At 43.2% G+C, this 3,591-nt stretch carries 9 protein-coding genes; 6 read left to right on the forward strand and 3 right to left on the reverse strand.

What is annotated here, in order from left to right:
* Nucleotides 1-117 precede the first annotated feature (117 nt).
* Both NT178_18985 and NT178_18990 read right to left on the reverse strand, forming a co-directional pair.
* On the reverse strand, nucleotides 118-306 hold the full coding sequence (locus NT178_18985) for a hypothetical protein (protein ID MCX5814601.1): 189 nt from the start codon (nucleotides 304-306) through the stop codon (nucleotides 118-120).
* A 17-nt stretch (nucleotides 307-323) separates the two neighbouring features.
* Nucleotides 324-653, reverse strand: a complete 330-nt coding sequence (locus tag NT178_18990) for an HTH domain-containing protein (protein ID MCX5814602.1) — start codon at nucleotides 651-653, stop codon at nucleotides 324-326.
* Nucleotides 654-873: 220 nt separating this feature from the next.
* On the opposite strand from NT178_18990, the gene NT178_18995 reads away from it, so the two are divergent.
* From NT178_18995 to NT178_19010, 4 genes are all read left to right on the forward strand, one after another.
* Nucleotides 874-1,119, forward strand: a complete 246-nt coding sequence (locus tag NT178_18995; protein ID MCX5814603.1) for a hypothetical protein — start codon at nucleotides 874-876, stop codon at nucleotides 1,117-1,119.
* 37 nt (nucleotides 1,120-1,156) lie between these two features.
* A complete protein-coding gene (locus NT178_19000; GenBank protein MCX5814604.1) occupies nucleotides 1,157-1,492 on the forward strand; it encodes a type II toxin-antitoxin system PemK/MazF family toxin in 336 nt (111 codons plus the stop codon).
* Nucleotides 1,493-1,702: 210 nt separating this feature from the next.
* A complete protein-coding gene (locus NT178_19005; GenBank protein ID MCX5814605.1) occupies nucleotides 1,703-1,978 on the forward strand; it encodes a type II toxin-antitoxin system Phd/YefM family antitoxin in 276 nt (91 codons plus the stop codon).
* Nucleotides 1,978-2,304, forward strand: coding sequence for a type II toxin-antitoxin system RelE/ParE family toxin (locus NT178_19010; protein MCX5814606.1), 327 nt, complete (start codon nucleotides 1,978-1,980; stop codon nucleotides 2,302-2,304). The genes NT178_19005 and NT178_19010 overlap by 1 nt, the downstream gene beginning before the upstream one ends.
* A 127-nt stretch (nucleotides 2,305-2,431) precedes the next feature.
* Here NT178_19010 and NT178_19015 read toward each other — a convergent pair whose 3' ends face one another.
* Nucleotides 2,432-2,836 carry a PIN domain-containing protein gene (locus NT178_19015; protein ID MCX5814607.1) on the reverse strand — a complete coding sequence of 135 codons (405 nt, stop codon included), beginning with the start codon at nucleotides 2,834-2,836 and terminating at the stop codon, nucleotides 2,432-2,434.
* Here NT178_19015 and NT178_19020 point away from each other — a divergent pair.
* Both NT178_19020 and NT178_19025 read left to right on the forward strand, forming a co-directional pair.
* Entirely contained in the window at nucleotides 2,756-2,932 is a 177-nt protein-coding gene (locus NT178_19020; protein MCX5814608.1) for a hypothetical protein, read from the forward strand. The genes NT178_19015 and NT178_19020 overlap by 81 nt on opposite strands.
* A gap of 319 nt (nucleotides 2,933-3,251) precedes the next feature.
* Nucleotides 3,252-3,485, forward strand: coding sequence for a DUF433 domain-containing protein (locus tag NT178_19025; GenBank protein MCX5814609.1), 234 nt, complete (start codon nucleotides 3,252-3,254; stop codon nucleotides 3,483-3,485).
* Nucleotides 3,486-3,591: the final 106 nt, after the last annotated feature.

Raw genomic sequence — 3,591 nt, forward strand, 5'->3', positions numbered from 1 at the left:
ACCATGGCTCTTTTCTGTTCTGCACTCCAATACCTTCTTCTCTCAACTGATGTAATGACCTCTATCGGACTCATATTCACCTTCCTTCTGATTATAGTAATAACTCTATGGCTATTACTACAACTTATTTTGGTTGTATGAGTGTCCGGCTAAAACGGGGGCCACTCCACCGAACGCTTTCAATCCTGCAAGGAGCAAAAGACTGTAGCTGGCAACGGCAAATGCCGGTTGTCGGGGGACAGACTTGTCAGACAAGACCTGAGCATTGCCTACGCCAATGGTGTCCTTTTGTTCACGATGATTCATATGTTCGGCCAGCATGTTCATTGCTCCTCTTTCAGGGCAAAGGTATTTTTGCCGGTGCGAATGAAACGGTCCTCTTTCATCACCTTTTTTGAAAGAGCGGAAACGAGAGATTCCCTTTCCAATGTTACACTAAACATCTTTTCGGCATCTGCAATAATTTCAGAAACATGAAGCGGTCTTCCAGCCTCGGTAAGTATGTTAAAGACAATACCTAATTGGGACATATTCTTCTTATGTGACTTATCCACTTCAATGGAGCCACGCAACTTCTTCAACGCCCGTACTTGTGCTTCCAGCAATTCAACCATGCTCTCAAGGATTATGTCACGAATCTCTTTTTTCTCCATACCGGCACCTCCAATCATCCAATCAAATTGGTGATGCCATTGTAACAATTATAAGTACGTATGTCAACTATTATCGTTATTTACATACCTAAATGTCCAAACTCCAGTTAGGGACAGAGCCCCTATTTCTTGACATATTGTATAACTATTGTTATACTTACTTGTGCCGCCTATCTAAATTGTTGAGTTTTACCCCTATATATTACGGGAGGTGAATTGAATGAGAAATTTAAAAACGGCCATTTCAATCCCTGAGAATGTTTTTCTTCAGGCCGATGAAACGGCAAAAATGCTGGGTTTGAATCGAAGCAGGCTATATACGGCAGCAATCGCTGAATTCCTGGAGAAACATCGGGAAGACAGCATTAAGGCAAAGTTAAACGAGATCTATGCCCACGAGAATTCTCGGATCGATCCGATATTTAATAACGCTCAAATGGCGGGTTTAGCAAAGGAGGATTGGTGAGGGCAAACCTGCACGGCGCATTGTGGAGGTATGACTGGTGAAACGGGGTGAAATCTGGTGGGCGGATATGCCTGACCCGGCCGGGTCAGGACCTGGATTTCGCAGACCTGTGTTGGTGGTTCAGAAAGACGCTTTCAATGATAGTGCCATATCAACGGTTGTCGTTGTCGTCATCACTCGAAATCTCCGTTTGGCTGAGGCGCCGGGAAACGTCATGTTACCTAAGGGAAGTACCGGTCTTCCCCACGATTCGGTAGCAAATATCTCTCAAATTGTAACCATCGACAAACATTTTCTGACAGATTGTGTCAGCATCCTGCCCCGCAATCTTTTCGAAAAGGTTAAGGCAGGTCTCAATCTTATCCTTGAATAAACAGGCAAACCGGGGGTAGAAAATAATGGGCAGAGAAATTAAGAATTAACTCTTCATTATCATTCTATAAAGTCGGACTGTTACGTAAAAAAATCTGTTTTTTAACAAGGATAGCGGCGAATGTATGTTTGCTTTGCCCGGAAGGCTTTCTTGACAATCGACCTATTTATGGACTATAATCGGTCATACTAAAGCAAAGCGAGGTAACCTATGAAATTATCCAGTCAGATCAAACCCATCAGTTACTTGAAGGCCCACGCCGCCGAGATTGTGAGGAATATGGGTGAGCAGCAGGAACCGCTCATCATCACTCAGAACGGTGAGGCCAAGGTTGTCATACAGAATATCGAAAGCTACGAGCAAACCCGGGAAACGATGGCTCTTTTAAAAATCCTGGCGCTTGGTAACCGTCAAGTTGAGGAAGGAAAGATTGAACAAGTTGTTAACGTGATTGAGCGCCTGCGTGAGGGCCAGAGGGATGGCTGATGCCCTTTGAGGTTTTTCTGACGGCTGATGCAACTCGTGACCTTGAGGAACTCTACCATTACATCGCCCTGCATGATGCGCCGGAGAAAGCGGAACACGTGCTTAAGAAAATCGAGAAGACCTTCAGCAGCCTGTCCCAATTTCCGGAACGTGGTGTCTATCCGAAAGAACTGCTTGCTTTGGGGATTCGTGATTATCGTGAGATCTTTTTCAAACCCTACCGCGTGATCTACCGGGTTATGGGCAACACAGTGTACGTCCTGCTGATCGTCGACGGACATTGTGACATGCAAACACTATTGCTACGACGGCTTCTGGAGAATTAACCCATTTCATGCTGAATAGAAAAAACTTTCATACCGCCCGCCCCGGTGAAATAGATACCAGCAATATTTCACAGGGCAGACTTTAGAAAATGGACATACAAATATTGGAAAGATCACAAAATACGCCTTATCGCAGAAGCTCAAAGGGTGCGGTTTTTACATATGATTCTGTTTTTAAAGGAAGACTTTTTGCCATCATATCGAAATGTATGTCAGCATGTATGACTGTAGCACCGGCTGTCAGCGCACAGGCAGCGATCAGAATGTCTGTGTACGGGACAGTAACCCCGCTTCTTCTCAAAGCGAAGGCAATCTCATATGCTTTTTCCCATTGGGTAATAGTTGCAGATATGGTTTCCAAGGCTTGGAGCCGTGATTTCAAACGATTAAACTCTTTTTCGGTTTTTGTGCCCCCGAGAAGTTCCAGCTTGATGATTGGTATAGTTTGGCAATGAATAACGGGGCTCTCGGTGGAAAAATCATGGGAGCCGGCGGCGGCGGTTTTTTTGTTTTTTGTGTAGAAAATGGCCACAGAAAACATTTAAGAAAAACATTGGAAGATTCCGGTCTTCATTATATGGATTTCAAGTTTGATTGGGAGGGAACAAAGGTGTTGGTGAATATATGAAGGTGAAGACAGTGAAACGTGAGGCATTAAATGTAAAACGGGAAAGGCCGAAGATAGAAAGATGAGAAGATACAAAGATGGGTTTTAACAAGGATAACGGCGGATAAATATGGATAACAACATAAAATTGCTGACCCGAATCGGGATACATCGGCGATTCATGTCAGACATCCATCCCCTTCGGGGATATATGTAAAGGCGATAAATCAATTCTTATCAGATTTCCCATATTACATAATAAATCGTAATTGACATGCAAGTGTTATCGTTATACATTTCTATAGTATAGATTTAAATATTTTAATTATTGGAGGAATTTATGACAATTCCAACAGATCGCATTGAAATTGATCCGAAGGTTTGTAATGGTAAACCTGTAATACGAGGAACAAGGATTCCTGTTTCTATCTTGCTTGAACAGATAGCCGAAGGTAAATTATGGGACGTTTTACTGAAAGATTACCCGGAATTAAAAAGGGAGGATATACAGGCAGCATTGCTGTATGCAACCGCATCGCTTAATCATATGGATATAAGGGCGGCAGGGGGTTGAATTTCTGAAAATTTATCTTGACCAGATATTTGGAGTTGATGTAGCAGAGGCATTGCTTAGTGAAGTGCACAACGTGGTCCGTGCTTCAGAAACAGGGAATTCCAGA

The sequence above is a fragment of the Pseudomonadota bacterium genome (assembly GCA_026388255.1).
Lineage (GTDB): Bacteria > Desulfobacterota > Syntrophorhabdia > Syntrophorhabdales > Syntrophorhabdaceae > JAPLKB01.